Origin of the sequence: Sphingomonas sp. Leaf9 (assembly GCF_001421355.1) — a bacterium.
GTDB lineage: Bacteria > Pseudomonadota > Alphaproteobacteria > Sphingomonadales > Sphingomonadaceae > Sphingomonas.
In genome coordinates, this window is the sequence record NZ_LMKC01000001.1 from 346,667 (window position 1) to 371,268 (window position 24,602).

Genomic DNA, 24,602 nt, shown 5'->3' on the forward strand with positions numbered 1-24,602 from the left:
GTGCGCTCACAATGCGGCCTTTCGCAGATAGTCTTCGAACTGCATGCGATAGACGCGGGCAGGTGGCAGCGTCGCCACCCCCTGTTCGATCTCGCGCGCCATGTTGGACAGGAACCGCGCGACCTGCGCCCTGTCCGCGCGGGCTGCCAGCCGGTCGTGCAACGCCTGGCGACGCCCCATCCCCAGATGCAGGATCAACCAGTCCTCCGGATGAAACGGTTCGAGATCATAGGCGACCAGCACCCCGCGCCGTTCGAACATGGTCAGCTTGCGCGCCAGCTTTTCCGGCACCGCATCCGCCTGCTCCGCCTGCCAATAGGGCCCGTCCGGCAGGTCATCCGCGGCAAAGAACGCCTTCTGGAACAGCGCGGCATGGTCGTGATCCTCGGCAAAGCGGCGATTATATTCCGCCGACTCGACCTTGTGATCGGCCGATACCGGAAGCAGCGTCAGCAACCGCTCGATATCGCGCTCCAGCAATAGCATCGGCGCTGGCGTCAGCGGTTCGATCACGCCCGCCGCCTGCCCGATCGCGACACCATTGCCGACCCAGGCCCGCGACCGCCGGCCCAGGGTCGCCTGCGGCCCGTCGATCACGCCCGGCGCGCCGACGATTGTCCGCCGGGTGCGCCCTTTCAGCGGGGTATCGCTCTCCCACCCCTGCGGCGTCGCCCGGACGGTGCGCATCGGCGCCTGATCGTCGGCCGGCAGATCGCGCGCGGCGATCGCGATGCCGCGACCATCGCGCGTGTCGTGCGAAACCGCCGACAACAGCCGCGCCTCCGGTCCCGACACATCGACATACAGGTCGGCGGTCACGATGCTGCCATCGTCCAGCGTCACGCCGGTAATCCGGCCCTCCGCCACGGCAACCGACGCAAGCGATCCCGCCACCCGCTCGACCCGCCCGGCCACTGCGAACAATCGCGCATAGTCGCCGGGATCGAACTGATAGCCATATTCGGCACGCGACAGCGGGTGCGGCGTACCGTTGGCGGCGGCGCGCGGCGGATGGACGAAGACGCCCCGTCGCGCCGCCTGCAATCCGGCGACGAACGGATCGATCCCGCCCGCCCCGGCCAGGCCGAGATACTGATGGAACTGCACCCCATCCATCACCGGGAACGGCAGCGCGAACGACTGCATCCACGACCGACCCGCCCCCCAGCTGGCATAGCGGGTGCCCCATGAAAAGGCGGTGGCGCTGTCGAGGATCACCTGCCGCTCATCCACCCCCGCGGACAGATTTAAGGCATAGGACGATGGCCCGGTGACGTTGCCATAGAACAGATCGCTCGCGTCCTGTTCGCCGGCCCGTACCCACGCGATCGCGGTCGACGGCGGCAATTGCCGCGCCAGCGCCGCCAGTGTCATCCGCGCCGCCAGCCCGTCGCCGCACACCAGCACCTGCCCGATCGGCACCCTGTCAGCCATCACGCGGCCAGCCCGGCGGCCGCCGGCGACTGCCGGATATACTCGGCATGGTCCGGTGTTGCGCGCACCGCCCCGGCAACCTCCGCCCGCAACGCCGCCGCCCGCTTTGCCAGCGCCCCGCCCTCGATCCCCGCGACGCGCGGATCAAAGGCGTCGGGCACCAGCCCCTGCCCCAGCATCACCGCCACCCAGCTGGGTGGCAGGAACAGCCCGAACTGATACGGCACGATATAGCCGCGTGCCCGCCACGTATCGATCTTGTGCTGCAGGCTGTCGGGCAGGGTCAGCGCGCGGAAATGCCGCCACATCGGGCTGTCGTCACGCTCGGTCGCGACATAATGCAGCAACAGGAAATCGCGCACCCGTTCATAATGCAGCGCCATTCGTCGGTTATATTCGTCGATATCCGCCGCCGCGAATTCCTGATCCGGAAACAGGCCCAGCAGCTCGGTAATCCCGTCCTGGATCAGATGGATCGACGTCGATTCCAGCGGTTCGAGGAAGCCGCCGGCCAGCCCGATCGCCACGACGTTGCGCTTCCAGAAATCGCGCCGCCGCCCGGTCGTGAAGCGCAGCCGGCGCGGCTCCGCCTGCATCGGCGCGTCGAGGTTGTCGACCAGCTGCTGCTGCGCCTCGTCGTCGGAAATGAAGTCGCTACAATAGACATGGCCGTTGCCGACCCGGTGCTGGAGCGGGATGCGCCACTGCCACCCCGCCGTCCGCGCAGTCGCCCGCGTATAGGGGCCGAGCGGCCCATGGCTCACAGTCGGTACCGCCACCGCACGGTTGCACGGCAACCACCGGCTCCAGTCGTCATAGCCCGACTGCAACGCGCCCTCGATCAACAGCCCGCGAAACCCCGAACAGTCGATGAACAGTTCGGCCCCGACCACCCGCCCATCGGCCAGCGTGACGTGGCGGACAAACCCGCTCTCCGCGTCCAGCGCGACGTCGACCACCTTGCCCTCGACCCGCTCGACGCCGCGCGCCTCGGCATAGCGGCGCAGGAACGCGGCATAGAGCGAGGCGTCGAACTGATAGGCATAGCCGAAGCTCGATTCGACGCGGCCGGGTTCGCTGGCGGGATGGCGGAAGCGGTTCTGTTCGGCGGCAACGATGGGATAGGAGTAATCGTCCAGCCGGCTGGTATCGCCCATCGAACGAAGCCGCAGCCATTGGTGATAGAAGGGGATCGCGTCGTCGCTCGGCCCGTAATTGCCGAACGGATGGATATAGCGGTCGCCGAGTCGGCCCCAGTCGCAAAACTCGATACCCAGCTTGTAGGTCGCTTCGGTTGCGCGCATCAGGTCGGCCTCGGCGATGCCCAGCGTGGCGTTGAACGCGCGAATATGCGGCAGGGTCGCTTCGCCGACGCCGACCGTGCCGATCTCTTCCGATTCGATCAGCCGGACAGCGACGTTCAGCCCGCCGAGCCTGTTCGCAAGCGCAGCGGCGGTCATCCACCCCGCCGTGCCCCCGCCGACGATGCACACCGACGCGATCCGGCGGTCGGTCATGCCACCTCAACCCCGACAAATCCCTGCAATATCATCCGACGTCTCTTCCCCGCCCTCATAACAATACGCAAGACTTTTTATAGTGTTCGCATGACTTCGCCGCAGCGCAGCAATCGTAACAGCTGAAATCACTGGTCGCGTTGTATGAAAGCGCGGTTTCGCACCAAATTGTCAACGTCGCCCGGAAAAATGTTACCGCTATCTTGTCCGACTAAATTGGATCAGTTATGCGATGAATCGTAGCCGATCCTGTTCGGCAGGGGCCGTGTCCTTTCACGACTCACAATCGATCAGGAACGGACACAGGGGAAACCAGGACGGCCGGAACAACGGACCGCTTCAGGGAGGGGATATTGCGATGAGAACACACGGATTCCGCGTTCGCTCGGGCTCGGCCAGGTGCCTGCTGATGGCGACGTCGGCGCTGACCCTGGCACTTACGCCGTCGATCGCCGCGGCACAGAGCGCCGCCACCGATCCGGAAGGGGAACCAGCCGTCACGTCGCAGGGGCCGCAGACGACCACCGACTCCGAAATCGTCGTCACCGGCATCCGCGCCGCGCTGGAATCGGCGAAGGAGATCAAGCGGAAATCGTCGACCTTCGTTGACTCGATCACCGCATCGGACATCGCGACCCTGCCCGACCTGTCGGTCGCCGAAGCGATCGGTCGTATCCCCGGCGTCACCATCTCGCGCTTCCCGACCGGCGGCGCCAGCCCTGACTTTCCCTCGCCCGAAGGACGCGGCAACCTGGTGCGCGGCCTCGGCTTCGTACGGTCGGAATTCAACGGGCGTGACGCGTTCTCGGCCAATGGCGGCCGCTCGCTCGACTTCTCCAGCATCCCGCCCGAACTGGTCGGCGGCGTCGACGTCTACAAGAACCAGAGCGCCGACCTGATCGAAGGCGGCATCGGCGGGTCGATCAACCTGCGCACGCTGGAACCGTTCGACAGCAAGAAGGACCTGTTCGTCGTCGCGGTCGATGGTACCTATTCCGACCTGCGCAAGAAATGGTCGCCGCAGGCCAGCATCACCGCCGGCAAGCGCTGGAACACCGGGATCGGCGAATTCGGCATCCTCGGTTCCTATTCGCGCTCGCGCCTCGATTCGCGCATCCATGGCTGGCAGCAGAACGCGCCGATGCCACGCGTGCTGAACGCGGCGGGCCAGGTGCCCGAAACGACCTTCACCGGCGCGAACAAGGTCAACGAATTCACCGGTGTCGATCCGTCGCAGATCGTCGGCATCACGCCCGGTTTCCAGCTGCGCACGAACGACGTCGATCGCGAACGCATCAGCTATTATGTCGCGGCGCAGTGGAAGACCGACGGCCTCCAGCTGACCGGCAAGTACATTCGCGCCGAAAACAAGATCAACAGCATCGAACGCACGTTCGAATGGTTCCCCGAACACGACACCGGCACCACCGCCGGCGTGTCGGATATCGTCCTCAACAAGAACTGGGGATCGGCCGGCACCCCGATGTGCAGCGGCCCCGGCGGCTTCCCGTCCAATCCGGGCGACTGCGAACGGCTGATCCCGGTGCGTGGCGGACTGATGGAATCGGGATATGTAACCAACAACGCCGATTCGTGGACCGGCGCGCGCGGTTCGCCGGTCGGCTCGCTCGGCATCGGCAAGATCGAGGAAGCGACCACCGAGGATTTCAGCCTCAACCTGAAGTGGAACGTGACCGACCGCCTGTTCATCACCCTAGATGGCCAATACACGAAGGCCGACGCCCGCCAGCGTTCGATCTGGGGCGGGATGAACACCTACCTCAACTGGAAGATCCGGCACGATCTCGACAATCCGTCGATCGAATTCCTGATCGACCCGCAGCACCGCTTCAACCCGAACCAGACGCGCTTCACCGGCGATCGCGACGCGACGGCGACCACCGCCGGCGTGTTCATCCCGACGCCGACCAGCACCGCCGACTTCAACGGGTCGACGTGGCAGTTCGCCGCCGACCAGTTCCAGGTCGGTACCGGTGACCTGAAGGCGTTCCGTGGCGACCTTGCCTATGATGTCTCGGGCAGCGACGGGCTGGCCAGCTGGTTCGACAGCGTGAAGTTCGGCGCGCGCTATTCGGAACGCAGCCAGGTCAATTCGGAAATGGCGCTCAACTGGGGCTCGATCGCACCGGCATGGGATGGTCGCGGCGGCTTCGCGGTGGCCGGCACCTTCCAGAACCCGTCGCAGGGCTTCGAAGCGGTCGGCTTCAACGATTTCTTCCGCGGCGGCGTGGTGAAGGGCGCGAACAATTCGTTCGTGTTCGTGAACCAGGACCTGTTGTCGAACTATGCCAGCTTCCGCAACTACCTGAACGCCGAACCGCAGACCGCCAACGGCAATTACGGCTGGGTTCCGCGCGGCACGTCGGACGGTTCGCGGTTCGGCAACCCGATCTTCCGCCCGGAAGATACGTCGAACATCACGGAGAAGACGCGCAACGCGTATGTCCGCGTCGACTTCAAGCATGAATTCGACAACGACATGTCGGTCGATGGCAATGTCGGCGTCCGCTATATCCGCACCGATCTCGACTCGTCGGGCTTCCTCGCCTTCCGCGCGTTCGTCGCCGATATCCAGACGCCAGCGGTTACCGACGGCGTCCGGACCCGCACCGACGATGCGGAAAGCCGCGACGATCCGCGTGACTTCCTGCCGCAGGCGACCGCCTATGCCGGACAGAATCCGATCGCTCGCACGCTCAAGCTGAAGGACGAGCATTGGCTGCCGTCGTTCAACCTGAAATGGAATCTGAACCGCGAGATGCTGTTCCGTGCTGCCTACAGCAAGGGGCTGAGCCGCCCGAACGTGCAGGATCTTCGCGCGTCGCAGGAATATGTCGTCACCACCAACCGCATCAACTTCCCGCAGATTACCGATCGCAACGATCCGCTGTTCGGTATCGATCGGGGGGCGCAGAACATCACCGTCGGCGAAATCCGGGTCAGCCGCGGCAACCCCTATCTGAAGCCCACCACCGCCGACAGCTTCGACCTGTCGTACGAATGGTACTTCAAGGGCGGCTATTTGTCGGTTGCGGGCTTCTACAAGGATTTGCGCAACATCATCACCAACGGCGATCTGCCGCTGGGAACGGTGGGCGGCATTCCTGGCCAGCAGCAGGGCTCCGTGACACTGGATGGCCAACAGGTGCCGGTGATCTACAACGGTGCGGTGAACCAGGCGAAGGCGACCGTGAAGGGTATCGAGGTCGGCTATCAGCAGTTCTTCGACTTCCTGCCCGGCCCGCTCAAGCATCTGGGGTTCCAGGGGAACTACACCTTCATCGATGCGAAGACGACGCCACCCGCCAATGGTGTGGACAGCGACGGCGACGGCGTGCCGGATGACGTGACCACCGTGTTCCGCTGGGGCGTCGACGACCTGCTGGGTCAGTCGAAGCACATCGCCAACGCGGTCGCGATCTATCAGGACAAGATCGTCGAAGCCCGCCTCGCCTATAACTGGCGGTCGGAATATCTGACGACCTATCGCGACTATGTGACGGGCAACCCGATCTACAACTCGGCGGCCGGCTTCCTCGACGCCTCGCTGAAGTTCAACATCGCCAATCTCCAGCTACGCGGATCGATCGCCAATATCCTGGATACCAAGAGCAAGGCGCGATCCTATATCGATGCAAGCGGCCAGATGTACGACCGGTTCAGCTTCCTGAACGATCGCCGCATCGTGGTCGGCCTGCTGTTCCGCATCTAGACCCCGGAGCGGAACGACTGGGGAGGTGCCGCGTGGCGCCTCCCCAATTCTTTTATCCTATTCCTTCGTTGCTTCCGCGCAGGCGGGTACCGACACACGCAATTGTTCTGGTGCAAGCCCGAATGTCGGCGGCAATGGATTCCCGCCTTCGCGGGAATGACGATTTACAATGAGGAAGGCGATAGCCCGCCCTATTCCTCCAGCCCGCTGAACCCGCCACCGGCATAGTCGCTGAACTTGGTGATGTGCGGCTCGAACTTCAGCGTCACCTTGCCCGTCGCACCGTGACGCTGCTTGGCGATGATGAGTTCGGCAAGGCCGTAGACCCGCTCCATGTCCATCGCCCATTTGGCGTGATCTTCGAACACCCGCGCATCGTCGCCGTCGCGCGGGCGCTTCGGCTCCTTCGCCGCGACGTAATAATCCTCGCGGTATACGAACCACACCATGTCGGCGTCCTGCTCGATCGAGCCGGATTCGCGAAGATCGGACAGCTGCGGGCGCTTGTCCTCGCGCTGTTCAACGGCACGGCTCAACTGCGACAGCGCCATCACCGGCACGCCGATATCCTTGGCCAGCGTCTTCAGCCCGCGCGAAATCTCCGAGATTTCCTGCACGCGGTTGTCGCTGCCCTTGCCCGACCCTTGCAACAGCTGGAGGTAATCGACCACGACCAGCCCCAGTTCGCCGTCCAGCTTGCGCTGCAACCGGCGGACGCGGGTATGCAGACCGGAGATGGAGAGGCCGGCGGTATCGTCGATATACAGCGGCAACTGCTCCAGATCGGCAGCCGCATTGGCCAAGCGGGTGAAATCCTCCTTGCGGATCTTGCCCATGCGCAGCGCTTCGGAACTGATCGCCGCCTGTTCCGCCATGATACGCGTCGCCAGCTGGTCGGCGGACATTTCGAGGCTGAAGAACGCGACCTTCGCGCCGACCGACTTGCCCTTTTCCATGCCGGCACGCTGGTCGTCCATATACCGCTGTGCCGCGTTGAACGCGATGTTGGTAGCAAGCGAGGTCTTGCCCATGCCGGGACGGCCGGCAAGGATGATGAGATCGCTATGGTGCATACCGCCGATCCGGCCATTGACCGAATCGAGGCCGGTGGTGACGCCCGACAGGCCGCCACCCGAATTCATCGCGCGTTCGGCCATGCGCACCGCCATGGTCGTCGCCTGCGCGAACGACTTGACCGCGTTGGCGGTGGTCCCCTCTGCCGCGACCTTGAACAGCGCTTCTTCCGCCGCCTCGATCTGCTTCTTGGGATCGACCTCGGTCGAGGTGTCGGTGGCGTTTTCCACCAGCGTCCGCCCGACGGTGATGAGCGCACGCAGCTGCGCCAGATCGTAGATCTGCTGCGCGAACTGGCGCGCGCCGATCAGGCTGGCGTTGCTGCCGGTGATCTCGACCAGATATTGCGTGCCGCCCCGGCCGGCCAGCAACTCGTCGCCATCGAACATGGGCCTCAGCGTCACGGGACTGGCGATCATGCCGGTGCGCCGCACGTCGCGGATGCGTTCGAAGATGCGGGCGTGGGCGGGATCGTAGAAATGCTCGATATCCAGCCGCTCGACCATATCATCGGCCAGCCCGTTGTCGATGAGCATCGCGCCCAGCAGCGCCGCCTCCGCATCGACGTTATGGGGCACGCGCGGCGGTTGCGGGGGAGTACCCCCGCCAATGCTGTGAACAGTAGCCATGCCCCCCCTCTCCCATTCCCCGCGTTCGGCGGCAAGCGAAAGGGGCTGGGGAAACGACCGACAACTCGCTAAGTGCGGCGGATGGCCGACCCGCGGATCATCGATGTCACCCTGGACGAGCGCACGATCCTGTGGCGCAGCGCCGATATCGAGCAGGAACGCCGCATCGCGATCTTCGACCTGCTGGAGGCGAATCACTTCGCCCCGCAGCGTGCGACGCCGGACAATTATGCCGGCCCGTATCGCATTGCGCTGTCGGTGCCCGAGGGGCGGCTGGCGATCGATATTTCGCGTGAGGACGGCACGCTGGTCGAAACGCTGGTGCTGGGCATGGCGCGGCTGCGTCGCCCGATCCGCGATTATTTCGCGATCTGCGACAGCTATTACAAAGCCATCCGCCAGGCGACCCCGCACGAGATCGAGACGATCGACATGGCCAGGCGCGGCATCCACAACGACGCGGCCGAGGCGCTGCGCGAGCGGCTGGACGGCAAGGTCGAGATCGATTTCGACACCGCCCGCCGGCTGTTCACCCTGATCTGCGTGCTGCATATCAAGGGATGATGCGTAATCGGTTGATCCTGGGCGCGCTGGCTATGCTGGCGATCGCGGCCGTCGTGGCATGGCGCTGGTCGGTCGGCTGGCAGCCCGATGCCACCCGCTATCCGGTGCAAGGATTAACGGTCGCAGCCGGCGACGGCGCGATCGATTGGGGCATGCTGAAGGCACGCGGCGCGGACTTCGCGTTCGTCACCGCGTCGAACGGCACGAAGCGCGATCCGGCGTTCGAGGCGAACTGGAACGGCGCGCACGATGCCGGCCTGCGCCACGGCGCGCTGCACGTCTTTTCGCTGTGCGAGCCGACCGCCGATCAGGTGACCGCCTACCTGACCACCGTCCCGCGGGCCGCCGATGCGCTGCCCGCCGCCCTCGCGCTCGACTTCACCGATGGCTGCGACGCGCAGCCTACCCGCGCGCAGGTGTTGACCGCCATTCGCGGATTCCTCGGCCCCGCCGAATATCATGACGGCCGGCCGATGATGCTGCGCATCTCGCCCGCGTTCGAGCGCGAGTATCGCGTGAGCGAGGCGATCGTCCGTCCGCTCTGGGCGACCAGCCGTTTCTTCGAACCCGATTATCTGGCGCGGCCATGGCGGATGTGGCAGGCGAACCCCGCGCGCAACGTCGATGGCGTCGCCCATCCTGTCGCCTGGAGTGTAGCCGCCCAATGACCGAACCCGCCCAGTTGATCGAGGCGGCCCGTGCCGCCGCCGCCCACGCCCACGCACCCTATTCGCGCTTCGCGGTCGGGGCCGCGCTGCTGATGGAAGACGGCTCGATCGTCACCGGCGCGAACTTCGAAAATGCCAGCTACGGCCTGTCCCTGTGCGCGGAAACGGTGGCGATCGCCAGCGCGTCGGCCGCAGGGCGCCTGCGGCAGATCGTCGCGGTCGGCGTGATCGGCGGTGCGATGGACGCGAGCGGGAGGCCGACCGGCACGATGCCGGTCAGCCCTTGCGGCCGCTGTCGCCAGGTCATCAATGAGGCGGCGCAGATGGGCGGCCGCGACCTCCCCGTCTACTGCGGTGCCGCCGAGGGGGACGCCATGCGGACCTACCGATTGTCGGAATTGCTGCCCGACGCCTTCGGGCCAGCCGACCTGGGGATCGGCTGACCCCGGCGGGCTTAGCCGGCGCGTGCGCGACCGGCAGCTTGCACGAACTGCCACACGTCGGACGAGAATCCCGGATCGGCCTGCCCGTCCCAGTCGGCGCGCGCATCGTGGAGCCGCGATGCACCGGCCATCATGTCCGGCGTCGCGACGGCCGCGAACGGTGCCAGCAGCGCCTCCCATTCCCGCAGATACCCCTGGGCAACATCGGACGCCGGGTCCATCGGCAGCGCCGCCGCGATCCGTTGCCCCAAGTCCGCCCATTGCGCCTGATACGCTGCTGGATCGAAATCGGGCGGCAACGCGGCCATCCGTTCGCCCCATTGCGCCTGTTGTTCGGCGGTGAAGTGGCGATCGACCACCGCCCTCCATTCGTTCGTCGTCATGGCATTTCCCTTTCGAATCAGCGAGCAAAGTGTCGCGACGTCGATGCGCTCGCCGGCATCGATGCGGGACTGGATGGAGCTTAGGAGGTCGGCAGTTTCGGCCAGCGCGGCGCGCTGCGCCTCGACGGCAGCCTGCTGCGCCGCGATCATCGCGCCGAGCCGGGCGTCAGGCCGGTCGAGCAGCTGCCCGATCGCCGCCAGCGTGAACCCGGCCCGCTTGAGCGCGACGATCGCGTGAAGCCGTTCGAGTTCCCCGGTGCCGAAAACGCGGCGCCCGCTTGCCGTCCTGAGCGGCCGGATCAGTCGGCGCGCTTCATAAAAGCGCAACGCCCGGCTGGTCAGGCCGGTAGCAGCGGCGACGTCGGCAATGTCGAGCAGATTGGTCATGGGCGAACCCTACCGCTTGACGCAGCGTCAACTGCAAGCCCCATCTTGACGATGCCGCTTGCCCTGTACCCGCGATCCGGCAATGGAGCCGGCAGCAGCAAAGGGGTAATTGATGAGCATCCTGTCGGACCACTGGATTCGCGAGACGGCGCTGGCGACGGGGATGATCGAACCCTTCGTCGAATCGCAACGGCGCGAAGGCTGCATCAGCTACGGCCTGTCGTCCTATGGCTATGACGCGCGGGTGTCGGACGAGTTCAAGATCTTCACCAATGTCGATTCGGCCGTGGTCGATCCGAAGGACTTCGCCCAGAACAGCTTCGTCGATCGAAAGACCGATGTGTGCATCATCCCGCCGAACAGCTTTGCACTGGCCCGCACCGTCGAATATTTCCGTGTTCCCCGCGACGTGCTGGTCATCTGCCTCGGCAAATCGACCTATGCGCGCTGCGGCATCATCGTGAACGTGACCCCGCTGGAACCGGAATGGGAAGGTCACGTCACGCTGGAGTTCTCCAACACCACCCCGCTACCCGCCAAGATCTATGCTAACGAAGGCGCGTGCCAGTTCCTGTTCCTGAAGGGCGACCAGCCCTGCGGCACCAGCTATGCCGACCGTGCGGGCAAGTATATGGGCCAGCGCGGCGTAACGCTGCCGCGGCTCTGACGATGATCGGACGCAACTGGACCGCGGGCAGCGCCGCCATGCGATCGGTCGCCTTGCTGCCGATCCTCGCGCTGTTCGCCCCCCGATTGCCGCTGCCCTGGGCCTTCGGGATCGGGAGCGTGCTGATCGCATGGTTCGCGTTCGTCTGCGCGCGGGTCGCGATCAACGATCATCGTCGCGCTTCGGAAACCCCGCCGTTCCGTCCGTTCCGCCGTTCGCGATAGGGCGCACGCGGCGGCGCGATCGTCTGCGGCACCTCCCACGGATGCCGGCCGCCGCGTCGCACCGTCGTCACCCGTCCGGTCGATAGCGTCACCGCCACCCCGCCCGTCCGGGCCAATACGGCGCGGTCTAGCTTCAGCCAGCGGGGGATACATTTATCGGGCAGCCGCCGTTCGCTGACCACGATATCGGCACGGGCACAGGCCGCGACCAGTTCGGCCCATGGCACTGCATAGCCGCTGCGGGTGGCGAGGATCGTCCACACCCGCCCGCCCGCCCGTCGCCGCGCGATGCACAGGTCCGGGCTGCACCGCGCGCCGGGCTGTTCGGACAGCGGCGGGAGTTCGCCGATCACCCCGCCGCCCTCGCCCAGTGTCGACCGCACATAGTCCCCCGCCCGGTCGCGCAGGATCGCCATGCCGCCATCGTCGGTCGCCAGCGCCAGATGCCGCCCATCGCCGGTCACCAGCAGGTCGGGCGCGGGCGTCGCCAACGCCCAGACCGCTCCCGCGATCAACGGTACCACGCCCCAGCGTCGCCACCGCGTCCGCCATAGTGCGATCCACAACCCGCCCGCGACCATCAGCGCAAACGCCCCGTCGGGCATTGCCGGCAGCGCCGCGACCGATCCCGGTGCCGATGTGACGCGGTGCGCGATCCACAGCAGCAGCGCCAGCGACCGCTCGACCGCCCACCATGCCGGCCCGCCAAGGCCCACCGGATCGAGCAGCAGCGCCAGCGCCTCCAGCGGCATGGTGACGAAGGTCGTGAGCGGGATCGCGACGATATTGGCCAGCGCGCCGTACAGCCCGGCGGTGTGGAAATGATACAGCCCGATCGGCATCAACGCCGCCTCGACCGCAACCCCGGTCAGCAGCAGCGACCCCAGTTCGCGCAGCAACCGCCAGCCGATCGCCTCCTCGCGCTTCAGGAACCAGCCGCGTACGCCGGGATGCTCGTGCAGCGCGACGATCGCGGTGACGGCGGCAAAGCTCAGCTGAAAACTCGGCCCGGCAAGCGATTCCGGCAGGACCAGCAGGACCAGCAATGCGCCCGTCGCGATCATCCGGAGCGTGATCGCCTCCCGCCCCAGCGACAGCGCCGCCAGCACCAGCAGCGCGGCGATGCACGACCGCACCGTCGGCACGTCCGCCCCCGACAGCCACGTATAGAACAGCGCGGCACAGGCCCCCGCCCCCGCCGCCACGACCGGCAACCGCACCCGGAGCGCCAGCGGCGGGAACAGCGCCAGCAGCTTCAGCACCAGCGTCATCGTCGCGACGACGACCGCGGTCACATGCAGCCCGCTGATCGACAGCAGGTGCGCCAGGCCCGACCGCCGCATCGCCTCTGCATCCGCTTCGGTGATTGCCCCCCGGTCGCCGGTGACGAACGCGGCGGCGATCCCGCCGGTGCTGCCCTCCACCCGCGACAGGATATGATCGGTCAGCCGATCGCGCAGTGCCGCATTGCCCGGATCGCCCGCCGCGACGACCCGCACCGGGGCAAAGCCGCGCCCGGTCGCGCCCAGCCCCTGAAACCACGCCGCCCGCGCAAAGTCATAGGCACCCGGCACGGCGGCGGTCGGCGGCGGCATCAACCGCGCCCTGAGCGCGATCCGCGCGCCCGGCACGACGCCTGCGGGCGTATCCTTTTCGGACAGGTTGACGCGGATGCGCGGCGGCAGGCCGGCCGTGATATCGGGCCTGAGCGTCAACCGGACCGCCTCGCGCGCGGGCAGCGGTTCGACCCGTTCGACTACCCCTTCGAACGCCACCACCACCGGCCGGGCGAGCACCGGCGCGGCAACCCGCTCGGCCCGCCACCACACCAGCGCACAGCCCAGCATCGCCAGCATTCCGGCCATCGTCACCGCCCGCGCGGTGCGCGTGCCCCATGGCAGCACGGCCCCGGCAAACGCGATCGACAGCGCGAGCAGCAGGAACGCGGCCCACGCCCCCTGCCCCGGCAACAGGAACCATGCCGCGATTCCCACCCCCAGCGCGACCGGCATCCACAGCGGCAATTGCCCCCGTTCGGCCTCCGCCAGCGCCTCCATGCGCCCAAGGAACCGATGCGGGGGGCGCACGGTTTGAAGCGTGCCGGGCAGCATGCTAGGGGCGGTCGCGGCTGAATGGGCCATCATGTTTCACCCGATGTCTGGGGGTATCCGCGCTTGGGCGCAACCAATTCCGCGACGCCTGTCGTCACCCGTTTCGCGCCGTCCCCGACGGGCTTTCTGCATATCGGCGGCGCGCGCACCGCGCTGTTCAACTGGCTCTATGCCCGTCGCCATGGCGGTCGTTTCCTGCTGCGTATCGAAGATACCGATCGCGCGCGTTCGACCCAGCCGGCGATCGATGCGATCCTCGACGGGATGCGCTGGCTCGGGCTCGACTGGGACGGCGATGCCGTGTTCCAGTTCGCCCGCGCCGACCGCCATGCCGCCGTCGCCCGCCAGTTGCTCGACGCCGGTCATGCCTATCGCTGCTATGCCACGCCCGAGGAACTGACGGCACTGCGCGAGGAACAGCGCGCCGCCGGCAAGCCGATCCGCTATGACGGCCGCTGGCGCGACCGCGCGCCCGAGGATGCGCCGGAGGGCGCTCCGTTCGTCGTCCGGTTGAAGGCACCCAAGGAAGGCTCGGTCACGATCTCGGATCAGGTGCAGGGTGACGTGACTGTCGCCAATGCCGAGCTGGACGATTTCGTGCTGCTGCGTTCGGACGGCACGCCGACCTATATGCTGGCGGTCGTCGTCGACGACCACGACATGGGCGTGACCCACGTCATCCGCGGTGACGATCACCTCAACAACGCCTTCCGCCAGCTCGCGCTGATCCGCGCGATGGATGCGGTCGAGGGCGGCTGGCCCGATCCGGTCTATGCCCATGTGCCCCTCATCCACGGCGCGGATGGTGCCAAGCTGTCGAAGCGCCACGGCGCGCTGGGCGTCGAGGCCTATCGCGACGAACTGGGTGTCCTGCCCGAGGCGCTGAACAACTACCTGCTGCGTCTGGGCTGGGGCCACGGCGATGAAGAGATCATCAGCCGCGAGCGCGCGACCGAGGTGTTCGACCTGTCGGGCGTCGGCCGTTCGCCGTCGCGGTTCGATACGAAAAAGCTGCTGAACCTCAACGGCCACTATATCCGCGAGGCCGACGATGCGCGCCTGACCGATCTGGTCGCGCAGCGTTTGCCCGAGGGGATTGACCGCGATCTGCTGCAGCGCGCCATGCCGGTGCTGAAGGTCCGCGCCGCCGACATCAACGAACTGGCGACCAATGCGGCGTTCTTCTTCCGCTCCCGCCCCCTCGCGATGGACGATGGCGCGACCACGCTGCTGACGCCCGACGCCCGCGCGATCCTCACGCAGTTGCACGCCAAGCTTGACGCACTCGCAGCATGGGATACGGAGACGATCGAAGCTGCGGTACGCGAAGTGGCGGAGGCGTCGGGGTTGAAGCTGGGTGCCGCCGCGCAACCGCTTCGCGCCGCGCTGACGGGTTCGCGCACCTCACCGGGGATTTTCGACGTGCTGGCCCTCTTGGGCCGCGACGAAAGCCTGGGCCGCATCGAAGACCAGATGGCCACATCGGCCGCATAACGTAACAGGAGACGCCGAATGGCCGAAGACGCTAAGCTGCAGGTTGCGGGCAAGGACGTCCAATTTCCGGTACGGTCGGGCACCATCGGTCCCGACGTGATCGATATCCGCAAACTGTATGCGCAGACCGGCACCTTCACCTACGATCCGGGCTTCACCTCGACGGCCAGCTGCGACTCGGCGCTGACCTATATCGACGGTGACGAAGGCGTGCTGCTGCACCGCGGCTATCCGATCGGGCAGCTGGCCGAAGAGTCGAGCTTCATGGAGGTCGCCTATCTGCTGCTGAACGGCGAGTTGCCCTCGGGCGACGAGCTGACCAAGTTCACCGGCACGATCACGCGCCACACCATGCTGCACGAACAGCTGGCCGGCTTCTATCGCGGCTTCCGTCGCGACGCGCACCCGATGGCGGTGATGTGCGGCGTCGTCGGCGCGCTGTCGGCCTTTTACCACGATTCGACCGACATCACCGATCCGCACCAGCGGATGGTCGCGTCGCATCGCCTGATCGCGAAGATGCCGACGATCGCCGCCATGGCGTATAAGTATAGCGTGGGGCAGCCGTTCATCTATCCGAAGAACGACCTGAGCTACACCGGCAACTTCCTGCGCATGACCTTCGGTGTCCCGGCCGAGGAATATGAAGTGAACCCGGTCGTCGAAAAGGCGCTGGACCGCATCTTCATTCTGCACGCCGACCACGAACAGAACGCGTCGACCTCGACCGTGCGTCTGGCCGGTTCGTCGGGCGCCAATCCGTTCGCGTGCATCGCGGCGGGCATCGCCTGCCTGTGGGGTCCGGCGCATGGCGGCGCGAACGAAGCCGCGCTCAACATGCTGCGTGAGATCGGCACGCCCGATCGCATCCCGGAATATATCGCCCGTGCCAAGAACAAGGACGATCCCTTCCGCCTGATGGGCTTCGGTCACCGCGTGTACAAGAACTACGATCCGCGCGCGACCGTGATGCAGAAGACGGTGCGCGAAGTGTTCGATTCGCTCGGCGTCAACGACCCCGTGTTCGAAACTGCGCTGCAGCTGGAGGAAATTGCGCTCAACGACGATTACTTCCGCGAGAAAAAGCTGTTTCCGAACGTCGATTTCTATTCGGGCGTCATCCTGTCGGCGATCGGGTTCCCGACCACGATGTTCACCGCGCTGTTCGCCCTTGCCCGCACCGTCGGCTGGGTCGCGCAGTGGAACGAGATGATCTCGGACCCCGAGCAGAAGATCGGCCGTCCGCGTCAGCTCTATACCGGTCCGACGCAGCGCGATTACGTGCCCGTGGGTCAGCGCTGAGATGCGCATCGTCCGACGCACGCTGATGATCGTTGGCGCGATCCTCGCGTTCGTCGGACTGTTCTGGCTGGGTCAGGGGATGGGTGTCATCCGCTGGCCCGCCAGTTCGTTCATGATCGACCAGTATCTGTGGGTCGTGACCGGATCGGTGGTCGGTGCGCTCGGCCTGTTGCTGGTCCTGATCGCGCGCCGCCTGCCGCGCCGTTGATCGGCCGGCCCCGAGTCGCGGGCTGAATCAAGTTCAGCCGAAATCGATTGCGCCCCGGAAATTTTGCGGCGCGCCTGATTAATTTCGACGTGCTCCCGCCAGTCCAACTGGTGCGACACGCGACCTGCCGCGCGGCCCATTTGCGCAAGGCATGGTTAATGCTGGCAATTTTGTCGGCGCGCATTTTGCGCCATCCACGGCACCCGTCCGTGCTCCAAACACCGCACTTAAATCGATATTAAGCGCTGTGTGCGACGTAGACCCTGTTCCTTGGGGTCGAAATCGTATGACGTCTACCTTCTCCCTTCCCGATGCGCTGAGCATGACCACGGTCGCCGCCGTGGCCGACGACCTGCGCGCATTGCCGCTGGACGGCGATGTCGTGCTCGACGTCTCGGCCCTCGCCGCACCTGATCTCAGCGTCGTGCAGCTCATCCACAGCCTTCGCCTCGAAGCCGGCGCGCAGGGCGGCGACGTCCGCCTGTCCGCCCCGGCCGGCGAAGCGCTGACCGCCCTTCTTCACCGCGCCGGCTTCAGCGACGCGATGACCCCCGACGACAATGCCTTCTGGTTCCACGGAGTCCCGCTACAATGACCGCTTCCATTCTCGCCGTCGATGATTCCGCCAGCCTGCGCATGGCGATCCGTATCGCGCTGACCGGTGCCGGCTATACCGTGACCGAGGCCGGCGACGGGGTAGAGGGTCTGGCAAAGGCCACGTCGACGAAGTTCGACATGATCGTCACCGACCTGAACATGCCGAACATGGACGGCCTCGCCATGATCCGCGAACTGCGCAAGCAGCCCGCGCAGGCCGGCGTGCCGATCATCTTCCTGACGACCGAGTCCGACCCGGAAATGAAGAACCAGGCCAAGGCCGCCGGTGCGACCGGCTGGCTGGTCAAGCCGTTCGTGCCGGACCAGCTGGTGAAGGTCGCGCGCAAGGTGCTGGGCCGGTGAGCGGCGACGATCCGATCGCCGCCTTTCGCGTGGAGGCGGGCGAGGTCCTCGATGCCGTCGAACAGGGGCTGCTCGACCTCGGCCATGACCTTGGCAATGTCGATCTGGTCAACGCCGTGTTTCGCGGGCTGCACACGCTGAAGGGTTCGGGCGCGATGTTCGGCTTCGACGCGCTCGCCGGCTTCACCCACCACTGCGAAACCGCGTTCGACCGGGTGCGCAAGGGGCAGGTCCCGGCGACCGCCGCCCTCGTCTCGGTGATCCTATCGGCGCAGGACCATATGCGCGCGCTGGTCGACGGCGATGCGCCGAGGGCGGAGGGCAACGCGATCCTCGCCCGGCTGCAGGCCGCGATCGACGAAGCGTCGGGCGCCACCCCCGCCGCCCCCACCGCGCCGGTTACTGCGAAGCGCACCGGTTGGCAGGTGTCGTTCAAGCTGCCGGTCGATGCGATGGCCAACGGCACCAACCCGCTGATGCTGCTCGACGAGCTGCGCGAGCTGGGCGAGGCGACCATCGCCGCGCGCACCGACGCCATCCCGCCGCTGTCGCAGCTGGTACCGACCGAATGCCATGTCGGCTGGGACGTGACCCTGATCGGCGACATCAAGCGCGACGATATCGAGGACGTGTTCATCTTCGTGATGGACGACATGGAACTGACCATCGAACCGCTTGCGGTCGATGCGGAAGACGCACCCGCCGTCGCAGCGCCGATCGTCGTCGCGGAAGAACCCGTAATGGCAGTGCCCACCGCCGCACCGACCACCGACGGCCCCGCCGCCCGATCGACCGCCAAGGCGGAAGAAAGCGTCCGCGTGCCTGCAGGTCGGCTCGACGCGCTGATGGACCGGGTGGGCGAGCTGGTGATCGCGCAAAGCCGCCTGTCGCAGCTGGCCCATCGCGGGCAGGACCTGGTGCTGCGCTCGGTCTCCGAAGAAATCGAACGGCTGGCGGGGGAACTGCGCGAGACCATGATGGTGCTGCGCATGGTCCCGGTCGGTTCGCTCTTCTCGCGCTTCCGCCGCCTGATCCACGACCTGTCGCGCGACACCGGCAAGACGATCGAGTTCGAAACCGAAGGCGAGGCGACCGAAGTCGACAAGACCGTGATCGAACGCCTGTTCGACCCGATGGTCCACCTGATCCGCAACAGCTGCGACCACGGGCTGGAGACGCCGGACGACCGCGCCGCCGTCGGTAAGCCCGCCGCCGGCACCGTCCGCCTGGCGGCGCATCAGGCCGGGGGTGAGGTCGTCATCACCATCCGCGACGACGGCCGGGGCATCAACCGCGCCCGCGTGCGGGCGAAGGCAGAGGCAAACGGCCTGATCCAGCCCGACCAGGCGCTGAGCGACCATGACCTGCTGCAGATGATCTTCGCGCCTGGTTTCTCGACCGCGGCGACCGTCACCAACCTGTCGGGCCGGGGGGTCGGCATGGACGTGGTGAAGCGCACGATCGAAGGGTTGCGCGGGTCGATCGACGTCCAGTCGACCGAGGGCGAGGGATCGTTGATCGCGCTGCGCATTCCGCTGACGCTGGCGATCATCGACGGCCTGCTCGTGCGGGTCGGCACCGGCCGTTACGTCATTCCGCTGACCGCGGTCGAGGAATGCATCGAGCTGTCGCTGGAGGACGACCTGCGCCATCGCGGCCGCAGCCTCATCACGTTGCGTGAAAAGCTGGTGCCGTTCCTGCGCCTGCGCGAAATGTTCGCCACCGACACCCGGCCTGATCCGTTCCAGAAGATCGTGGTCGTCGCCACGCCGCAGGGGCGCGTCGGGCTGGTCGTCGATCAGATCATCGGCAACCACCAGACCGTCATCAAGCCGATGTCGGCGCTGCATCAAGGTGCCGCGACCTTTGCCGGCGCAACGATCCTCGGCGACGGCGAGGTCGCGCTGATCCTCGACATCGCCCAGCTGATCGCGCTCGGCCAACCGCATGAGGAGACGCTACGTGCAGCCGGATAACGTGCAATCGGCCACCGTGCCGTGGAATCAGGATCGCCAGCTGGAGGTCCTCGTCTTTGACCTTGGCGGGCAGAGCTTTGCACTGGAAGCGGTGCTGGTCCGCGAAATCCTCGACATGATGCCCGAAACCCGGGTGCCCGGCGCACCGCCGCTGGTCGGCCATGTCGTGAATTTCCGGGGGCGGATCATCCCGCTCGCCAATCTGCATCTCGCCTTCGGCATGGACCTGCCCACGACGACGCCCGACAGCCGGATCGTCGTGATCGAAATCGAGCTGAACGGCGAGGCGATGATGGTCGGCCTGCGCACCGACAAGGTGCACGAAGTCGCCACGTTCGATGCGGCCACCAGCGAGGGGGCACCCGTCGTCGGGCTGCGCTGGCGCCGGGACTATGTGCGGACGCTGGTCCGGCATGGCGACGATATCGTGGTGCTGCCCGATCTGGACGCCATTTTCCAGACGATTGCCCGCCGCGACCTGGCGGCGGCAGCCATCAACTAACCATCCGGGGGGGATCAACATATGCGTGCAACGATAAAAATGAAACTTGCCGTCACGTTCGGGGTCGTGCTGGCGCTGCTGGCGGGCATCGTCGCGCTCAGCATGACGAAGATGTCGGCCATGAACACGAATATCGTCGAGGTCATCGACGGGCCAGCCGCACGACAGGTGCGCAATCTCACCATCAAGGTGAAGATGAATGAAATGCTGCGCCTCGAAAAGAACATGGCACTGACCAGCGACGCCAACTTTACGAAGCAGCTCGACCAGGAGTCGCTGGCGAAGGCTGCGGAACTCGACCAGCTCATTTCCATCGCCGCCCAGAATTCCACCGAACAATCGAAAGGCGATTGGGCGAGCCTGAGCGCCGCCTGGGCCGAATATAAGGGCGTCAACCAGCAGATTCGGACGTACGCACTGGCCAATGACAATGCCCAGGCCGCATCGCTGACGCTCACCAAGTCGCGCGACCTGATGAAGAAGATGTCGCAATCCATCGATACGCTGGTCGAACGCAGCAACGTGCGGATGGCGGAATCGAAAGAAGCGACTGCCGCCGAATATGCCGCTGCGCGCAACCTGGTGCTGACCGTCGCCATTGCCGCAATGCTGATCGCCATCGGCGGTGCGCTGTGGATCAGCATGATCGTGTCGAAGGGGCTGAAGCGGGTCGGCGTCGCGCTGGACGCGGTGGCGATCGGTGATCTCGACCAGGAAGTAACCGTCACCAGCAACGACGAGATCAAGGATCTGGTCGACACGGTGAATCGCATGACGGTCGCGCTGCGCAAGTCGGCGGTACTGGCCGATACGATCGCACAGGGCGACCTGACCGTCGATCACAGCCCTGCGTCGGACAAGGACAAGCTCGGCCACGCGCTGGTGTCGATGGTCGAGCGGCTGCGCGGCGTGGTCGGCGATGCGACCGGCGCGGCGAACAACGTCGCCGCCGGCAGCCAGGAACTGTCCGCATCGTCCGAACAGGTGTCGCAGGGCGCGACCGAACAGGCCGCCGCTGCCGAGGAAGCCTCGGCATCGATGGAGCAGATGGCTGCCAACATCAAACAGAACGCCGACAACGCCGCCCAGACCGAAAAGATCGCGCGCCAGTCTTCGAAGGATGCCGAAGCGAGCGGCGTCGCGGTGGACAAGGCCGTCGTTGCGATGCGCACCATCGCCCAGAAGATCGGCATCGTGCAGGAAATCGCGCGGCAGACCGACCTGCTGGCGCTGAACGCCGCAGTTGAGGCGGCCCGTGCCGGCGAACATGGTCGCGGCTTTGCGGTGGTCGCATCCGAAGTGCGCAAGCTTGCCGAGCGCAGCCAGACCGCCGCTGCCGAAATCAGCGCGGTGTCGGGCGACACGGTGCAGGCCGCCGCACAGGCCGGCGAGATGCTGACCAAGCTGGTCCCCGACATCCGTCGTACTGCCGAACTGGTGTCGGAAATCAGCGCTGCCTGCCGTGAACAGGATATCGGCGCGAGCCAGATCAACCAGGCACTGCAACAGCTCGACACCGTGACGCAGCAGAATGCATCGGCGTCGGAACAGATCACCTCGACCTCCGAGGAACTGGCCGGACAGGCGAACGAGCTGCAGCAGAGCATCGCCTTCTTCCGCGTGGAACAGACCCATCACGCCCGCAAGCCGGCCGCGACGCGCAAGCCGACAGCCCGCGCCAAGGCACCGGCCGCCGCGCCACGTCCGAAGGTGAACACGATCGCCGACCAGCAGAACCGCGTCCGCGGCTTCGCCCTCGACCTGTCGCAGGGCGGGCCGGACAGCGACGACGCCGCATTTGGAGCAGCAGCAGCATGACCGATACTACACCGATGCAGGTCGTTACCTTCGGCCTGGGCGACGAAGTGTTCGCCGTGCCGGTGACCATGGTTCGCGAAATCCTCGACTATCGCCCCGCCTTTCGCGTGCCGAACGGCCCGGCGTGGATGCTCGGCATCACCGACGTCCGGGGACAGGGCGTACCGATGATCGACCTCCGGATGCGGCTTGGCCTGACGCCGGTCGAACCGACGCTGGCCACCCGCGTGCTGATCGTCGACGTGGTGCTGGCCGACCGCATGCTCTCGCTGGGGCTGGTGGTCGACCGGGTGATCGCGGTCGCCAGTTTCGAACGCGACCGGCTGGAATCCGCGCCCGATATCGGGCTGCGCTGGCGATCCAATTATATCGCCGGCGTGGTGCGCGAACCGGACGGCTTCGTCGTGGTGATCGACGCTGCGGAGGTCTTCTCCAACGACGACTCCGCGATCGAGACCATCGCCGCCGCCGCCTGACCCCCCTTCGCCGCGTCGCACCCGGCGGCGGGATGCGACGCGGCCATCGATCCGCCGCTGGCCAAAACAAGAAAAGAGGATGTCCGTCATGTCGATGCTGTCGCAGTTCAAACGCACCTCCCGGCCCGGCGCGGCGATCGCCGAAATCCACGCGCTTACCCGGTCGATCGCCGCCGGCGACCTGTCGCAGCGACTGCGCGAGGATATGGCGACCGACGAGGCGCGCGACCTGCTGGCGGCGGTCAACGCCCTGCTCGACACCGCACTGGCGCCGGTCGGCCAGCTCGACGCGGCGATGGCGCATGTCGTGGCCGAACATGATCGTGGCGAGATCGACGTCCTGCTGGCACCCGACAGCCTTCCCGGCGATGTCGGGCGGATCGCGGGCCAGGTGAACCGGCTGGTCGGATCGCATATCGATACGAAGAAGGCGGCGATGGGCTGCATCCGCGAACTGGCCAACGGTCATTTCGACGCACCCTTCGCGCAACTGCCCGGCAAGAAGGCGTTCCTGAACGACACGATCGAAACGCTGCGCGGCAATCTGCGCACGCTGATCGCCGAGATGAACCACATGTCGGACGAACATGATCGCGGCGACATCGACGTCGTGGTCGCCGTCGACAAATTCCCCGGCGATTTCCGGACCATGGCGGCCGGTATCAACACGATGGTCGCCGGCCATATCGCGGTGAAGAAAAAGGCGATGGCCTGTCTCAAGGCGTTCGGCGAAGGCGATTTCGACGCAACGCTCGAACCCTTCCCCGGCAAGAAGGCGTTCATCAACGACACCATCGAAACGCTGCGCGCAAATTTCCGACAGATTTCGGGCGAGATCCAGCGCCTGATCGGTGCGGCGACCGACGGCCGCCTGACCGAACGCGGCGACGCGGCCCGGTTCGCCGGCGACTATGCGGCGATGGTCGCGGGGATCAACGGGATGCTCGACGCGATCCTCCTGCCGATCGCCGAGGGGAACCGCGTGCTCGATCGCGTCAGCACCGGCGACCTGACCAGCCGGGTCGAGATCGCCTGCGACGGCGATCACCAGCGGATGAAGGACGCGATCAACCGCCTCGTCGACAATCTGTCGAAATTCGCGAACGAGGTCGCATCCGCCTCCGACCAGGTCGCCGCCGGCAGCCAGCAGCTCTCGTCCTCGTCCGATCAGGTGAGCGAAGGGGCGAGCGAACAGGCCGCCGCCGCCGAGGAAGCCTCCGCTTCGATGGAGGAAATGGCCGCCAACATCAAACAGAACGCCGACAATGCCGCGCAGACCGAAAAGATCGCGCGCCAGTCGTCGAAGGATGCCGAGGCCAGCGGCCTCGCGGTCGACCGCGCCGTCTCCGCGATGCGCACCATCGCCGACAAGATCGGCATCGTGCAGGAGATCGCCCGCCAGACCGACCTGCTGGCGCTGAACGCCGCGGTCGAGGCGGCGCGCGCCGGCGAACATGGGCGCGGCTTCGCGGTCGTCGCCTCCGAAGTGCGCAAGCTCGCCGAACGCAGCCAGAGTGCGGCGGCCGAGATCAACGCCGTCTCGTCCGACACGGTGAAGGCCGCCGGCCAGGCGGGCGAGATGCTGACGAAGCTGGTGCCCGACATCCGCCGCACCGCCGAACTGGTGTCGGAAATCAGCGCCGCATGCCGCGAACAGGATATCGGTGCGAGCCAGATCAACCAGGCGTTGCAGCAGCTCGATTCCGTGACCCAGCAGAACGCGTCGGCATCCGAAGAGATTTCGTCGACCGCCGACGAACTGGCGGGCCAGGCGGAGGAACTGCAGGCGAGCATCGCCTTCTTCCGGCTGGCCAACGCTCCGGCGGCGGCGGCCCCCGCCGCGCCCCGTGCACCGGCCAAGGTCAAGGCGAAGAAGCCGAAGGCACCGGCCAAGGCCCGCACCGGCAGCATCGCCGACCAGCAATCCCGCGTCCGCGGCTTCGCACTCGACCTGTCGCAAGGCGGCTTCGACGACGAGGACGCAGATTTCGGCCGGGCGGCCTGATCGCCGCCCTGCCCCCTACCCGACCCG

The 24,602-nt window shown here is 66.3% G+C and carries 21 protein-coding genes; 16 read left to right on the forward strand and 5 right to left on the reverse strand.

Annotation, left to right across the window (positions count from 1 at the left end; all coding sequences use genetic code 11):
- Window positions 1–6: 6 nt before the first annotated feature.
- Both ASE58_RS01715 and ASE58_RS01720 read right to left on the reverse strand, forming a co-directional pair.
- A complete protein-coding gene (locus ASE58_RS01715; protein WP_082468902.1) occupies window positions 7–1,434 on the reverse strand; it encodes a tryptophan 7-halogenase in 1,428 nt (475 codons plus the stop codon).
- Window positions 1,434–2,951, reverse strand: coding sequence for a tryptophan halogenase family protein (locus ASE58_RS01720; RefSeq protein ID WP_055817369.1), 1,518 nt, complete (start codon window positions 2,949–2,951; stop codon window positions 1,434–1,436). Before ASE58_RS01720 ends, ASE58_RS01715 begins: the two co-directional genes overlap by 1 nt.
- 409 nt (window positions 2,952–3,360) lie before the next feature.
- On the opposite strand from ASE58_RS01720, the gene ASE58_RS01725 reads away from it, so the two are divergent.
- Window positions 3,361–6,684, forward strand: coding sequence for a TonB-dependent receptor (locus tag ASE58_RS01725; RefSeq protein ID WP_055817371.1), 3,324 nt, complete (start codon window positions 3,361–3,363; stop codon window positions 6,682–6,684).
- A 191-nt stretch (window positions 6,685–6,875) separates the two neighbouring features.
- Here ASE58_RS01725 and ASE58_RS01730 read toward each other — a convergent pair whose 3' ends face one another.
- Window positions 6,876–8,387, reverse strand: a complete 1,512-nt coding sequence (locus ASE58_RS01730; RefSeq protein WP_055760557.1) for a replicative DNA helicase — start codon at window positions 8,385–8,387, stop codon at window positions 6,876–6,878.
- A gap of 81 nt (window positions 8,388–8,468) precedes the next feature.
- Here ASE58_RS01730 and ASE58_RS01735 point away from each other — a divergent pair, with 81 nt between their 5' ends.
- Genes ASE58_RS01735 through ASE58_RS01745 form a run of 3 tightly spaced genes read left to right on the forward strand, consistent with a single transcriptional unit; the run spans window position 8,469 to window position 10,062 of the window.
- Complete coding sequence (locus ASE58_RS01735) at window positions 8,469–8,951, forward strand: UPF0262 family protein (protein WP_055760555.1); 483 nt, start codon at window positions 8,469–8,471, stop codon at window positions 8,949–8,951.
- Window positions 8,951–9,619, forward strand: a complete 669-nt coding sequence (locus tag ASE58_RS01740; protein WP_055760551.1) for a GH25 family lysozyme — start codon at window positions 8,951–8,953, stop codon at window positions 9,617–9,619. Before ASE58_RS01735 ends, ASE58_RS01740 begins: the two co-directional genes overlap by 1 nt.
- A complete protein-coding gene (locus ASE58_RS01745) occupies window positions 9,616–10,062 on the forward strand; it encodes a cytidine deaminase (protein WP_055760549.1) in 447 nt (148 codons plus the stop codon). Before ASE58_RS01740 ends, ASE58_RS01745 begins: the two co-directional genes overlap by 4 nt.
- Before the next feature lie 11 nt (window positions 10,063–10,073).
- On the opposite strand, the gene ASE58_RS01750 is transcribed toward ASE58_RS01745, so the two are convergent.
- On the reverse strand, window positions 10,074–10,832 hold the full coding sequence (locus tag ASE58_RS01750) for a MerR family transcriptional regulator (RefSeq protein WP_055817372.1): 759 nt from the start codon (window positions 10,830–10,832) through the stop codon (window positions 10,074–10,076).
- A 112-nt stretch (window positions 10,833–10,944) separates the two neighbouring features.
- Between ASE58_RS01750 and dcd the strand changes: the two genes are divergently transcribed.
- Window positions 10,945–11,499, forward strand: a complete 555-nt coding sequence (gene dcd, locus ASE58_RS01755) for a dCTP deaminase (RefSeq protein WP_055760544.1) — start codon at window positions 10,945–10,947, stop codon at window positions 11,497–11,499.
- 2 nt (window positions 11,500–11,501) lie between these two features.
- The gene (locus tag ASE58_RS01760; RefSeq protein WP_055817374.1) at window positions 11,502–11,723 is read left to right on the forward strand and encodes a hypothetical protein; all 222 of its coding nucleotides are present in this window, start codon (window positions 11,502–11,504) and stop codon (window positions 11,721–11,723) included.
- Here ASE58_RS01760 and ASE58_RS01765 read toward each other — a convergent pair.
- The gene (locus ASE58_RS01765; RefSeq protein WP_055818109.1) at window positions 11,669–13,780 is read right to left on the reverse strand and encodes a ComEC/Rec2 family competence protein; all 2,112 of its coding nucleotides are present in this window, start codon (window positions 13,778–13,780) and stop codon (window positions 11,669–11,671) included. The genes ASE58_RS01760 and ASE58_RS01765 overlap by 55 nt on opposite strands.
- Before the next feature lie 117 nt (window positions 13,781–13,897).
- Here ASE58_RS01765 and gltX point away from each other — a divergent pair, with 117 nt between their 5' ends.
- The 10 genes from gltX to ASE58_RS01815 all read left to right on the forward strand — a co-directional run bounded on the left by gltX (window position 13,898) and on the right by ASE58_RS01815 (window position 24,575).
- Window positions 13,898–15,328 carry a glutamate--tRNA ligase gene (gene gltX, locus ASE58_RS01770; protein ID WP_055817376.1) on the forward strand — a complete coding sequence of 477 codons (1,431 nt, stop codon included), beginning with the start codon at window positions 13,898–13,900 and terminating at the stop codon, window positions 15,326–15,328.
- A gap of 18 nt (window positions 15,329–15,346) precedes the next feature.
- Window positions 15,347–16,630: a citrate synthase gene (locus ASE58_RS01775; RefSeq protein ID WP_055817378.1), complete on the forward strand. Its 1,284-nt coding sequence runs from the start codon at window positions 15,347–15,349 to the stop codon at window positions 16,628–16,630.
- Between the two features lies 1 nt (window position 16,631).
- On the forward strand, window positions 16,632–16,838 hold the full coding sequence (locus tag ASE58_RS01780) for a hypothetical protein (RefSeq protein WP_055760532.1): 207 nt from the start codon (window positions 16,632–16,634) through the stop codon (window positions 16,836–16,838).
- 286 nt (window positions 16,839–17,124) lie between these two features.
- On the forward strand, window positions 17,125–17,433 hold the full coding sequence (locus tag ASE58_RS01785) for an STAS domain-containing protein (RefSeq protein WP_082467538.1): 309 nt from the start codon (window positions 17,125–17,127) through the stop codon (window positions 17,431–17,433).
- Complete coding sequence (locus ASE58_RS01790) at window positions 17,430–17,798, forward strand: response regulator (protein ID WP_055760525.1); 369 nt, start codon at window positions 17,430–17,432, stop codon at window positions 17,796–17,798. The genes ASE58_RS01785 and ASE58_RS01790 overlap by 4 nt, the downstream gene beginning before the upstream one ends.
- Entirely contained in the window at window positions 17,795–19,774 is a 1,980-nt protein-coding gene (locus tag ASE58_RS01795) for a chemotaxis protein CheA (protein ID WP_055817380.1), read from the forward strand. The genes ASE58_RS01790 and ASE58_RS01795 overlap by 4 nt, the downstream gene beginning before the upstream one ends.
- Complete coding sequence (locus ASE58_RS01800; RefSeq protein ID WP_055817381.1) at window positions 19,761–20,276, forward strand: chemotaxis protein CheW; 516 nt, start codon at window positions 19,761–19,763, stop codon at window positions 20,274–20,276. The genes ASE58_RS01795 and ASE58_RS01800 overlap by 14 nt, the downstream gene beginning before the upstream one ends.
- A gap of 39 nt (window positions 20,277–20,315) precedes the next feature.
- Complete coding sequence (locus ASE58_RS01805; protein ID WP_235513455.1) at window positions 20,316–22,094, forward strand: methyl-accepting chemotaxis protein; 1,779 nt, start codon at window positions 20,316–20,318, stop codon at window positions 22,092–22,094.
- On the forward strand, window positions 22,091–22,570 hold the full coding sequence (locus ASE58_RS01810; RefSeq protein ID WP_055817385.1) for a chemotaxis protein CheW: 480 nt from the start codon (window positions 22,091–22,093) through the stop codon (window positions 22,568–22,570). The genes ASE58_RS01805 and ASE58_RS01810 overlap by 4 nt, the downstream gene beginning before the upstream one ends.
- 88 nt (window positions 22,571–22,658) lie before the next feature.
- The gene (locus ASE58_RS01815; protein ID WP_235515889.1) at window positions 22,659–24,575 is read left to right on the forward strand and encodes a methyl-accepting chemotaxis protein; all 1,917 of its coding nucleotides are present in this window, start codon (window positions 22,659–22,661) and stop codon (window positions 24,573–24,575) included.
- Window positions 24,576–24,602 lie beyond the last annotated feature (27 nt).

Coding starts and splice junctions, on each gene's coding strand:
- ASE58_RS01715 (WP_082468902.1), bottom strand. CDS start 1,434: ATGGCTGACAGGGTGCCGATCGGGCAGGTGCTGGTGTGCGGCGACGGG.
- ASE58_RS01720 (WP_055817369.1), bottom strand. CDS start 2,951: ATGACCGACCGCCGGATCGCGTCGGTGTGCATCGTCGGCGGGGGCACG.
- ASE58_RS01725 (WP_055817371.1), top strand. CDS start 3,361: ATGGCGACGTCGGCGCTGACCCTGGCACTTACGCCGTCGATCGCCGCG.
- ASE58_RS01730 (WP_055760557.1), bottom strand. CDS start 8,387: ATGGCTACTGTTCACAGCATTGGCGGGGGTACTCCCCCGCAACCGCCG.
- ASE58_RS01735 (WP_055760555.1), top strand. CDS start 8,469: ATGGCCGACCCGCGGATCATCGATGTCACCCTGGACGAGCGCACGATC.
- ASE58_RS01740 (WP_055760551.1), top strand. CDS start 8,951: ATGCGTAATCGGTTGATCCTGGGCGCGCTGGCTATGCTGGCGATCGCG.
- ASE58_RS01745 (WP_055760549.1), top strand. CDS start 9,616: ATGACCGAACCCGCCCAGTTGATCGAGGCGGCCCGTGCCGCCGCCGCC.
- ASE58_RS01750 (WP_055817372.1), bottom strand. CDS start 10,832: ATGACCAATCTGCTCGACATTGCCGACGTCGCCGCTGCTACCGGCCTG.
- dcd (WP_055760544.1), top strand. CDS start 10,945: ATGAGCATCCTGTCGGACCACTGGATTCGCGAGACGGCGCTGGCGACG.
- ASE58_RS01760 (WP_055817374.1), top strand. CDS start 11,502: ATGATCGGACGCAACTGGACCGCGGGCAGCGCCGCCATGCGATCGGTC.
- ASE58_RS01765 (WP_055818109.1), bottom strand. CDS start 13,780: ATGGAGGCGCTGGCGGAGGCCGAACGGGGGCAATTGCCGCTGTGGATG.
- ASE58_RS01775 (WP_055817378.1), top strand. CDS start 15,347: ATGGCCGAAGACGCTAAGCTGCAGGTTGCGGGCAAGGACGTCCAATTT.
- ASE58_RS01780 (WP_055760532.1), top strand. CDS start 16,632: ATGCGCATCGTCCGACGCACGCTGATGATCGTTGGCGCGATCCTCGCG.
- ASE58_RS01785 (WP_082467538.1), top strand. CDS start 17,125: ATGACGTCTACCTTCTCCCTTCCCGATGCGCTGAGCATGACCACGGTC.
- ASE58_RS01790 (WP_055760525.1), top strand. CDS start 17,430: ATGACCGCTTCCATTCTCGCCGTCGATGATTCCGCCAGCCTGCGCATG.
- ASE58_RS01805 (WP_235513455.1), top strand. CDS start 20,316: ATGAAACTTGCCGTCACGTTCGGGGTCGTGCTGGCGCTGCTGGCGGGC.
- ASE58_RS01810 (WP_055817385.1), top strand. CDS start 22,091: ATGACCGATACTACACCGATGCAGGTCGTTACCTTCGGCCTGGGCGAC.
- ASE58_RS01815 (WP_235515889.1), top strand. CDS start 22,659: ATGTCGATGCTGTCGCAGTTCAAACGCACCTCCCGGCCCGGCGCGGCG.